The sequence below is a fragment of the Parendozoicomonas verongulae genome, assembly GCF_009711465.1.
GTDB lineage: Bacteria > Pseudomonadota > Gammaproteobacteria > Pseudomonadales > Endozoicomonadaceae > Sansalvadorimonas > Sansalvadorimonas verongulae.
The window spans coordinates 2,687-3,218 of sequence record NZ_SMME01000663.1 but is presented as its reverse complement, the minus strand read 5'-3'; the positions used below and the strand labels follow the sequence as shown (position 1 = coordinate 3,218).

1 protein-coding gene is annotated in these 532 nt (G+C 52.1%); it reads left to right on the top strand.

Going from position 1 to position 532, the window contains the following annotated elements:
- Positions 1-532, top strand: a 532-nt coding sequence (locus E1189_RS23255; RefSeq protein WP_196221087.1) for a hypothetical protein, incomplete at both ends; no start/stop codon positions are given.

The following is a 532-nucleotide window of genomic DNA, read 5'->3' as shown; positions in this document are numbered from 1 at the left end:
TGAGATCCCCATGCCTCAGGCGTTCTGGCGTGTACCTGTCACCATGCTCCCCGATCCGCAGGCTAGAGGACTACAGTCCGAACTGGCTATTCGAGGGGAAAAAACGGAAGAACAAGACAACCGCTATTATCTGGCCTTCGAGTTTACTACCCATAATCAGGACTACGGCTGCCTGGCCTGGCAAAAGGATGCCAGCGGCAGTGTCAAAAAGGCGGAAGAGGGGATGGCTCGTACGTTCCATGATCTGGGGGTGTGGAGCAGCCTTGGGGTGTTACACAGTTCAACAGCTGCCCTGCTCCACAACTTTACAGAAAACAGGGAAGAAATTTTACTACCGGAATTATTCACAGCCCCCCGCTCAGTCATCAGAGCCTTTCCTGGCTGCCTCAGTTACTGGGATACCAAGGCTACAGAGCAGTCAGACTGGGGATTTACCGGATTACGGGATATCGGAGATGCAGAGTTCTATGGCACGATTAACAGCATGCATTTATGGAAAGACAGTAGCTGGCAATTTCCAACCGTTGCCCAA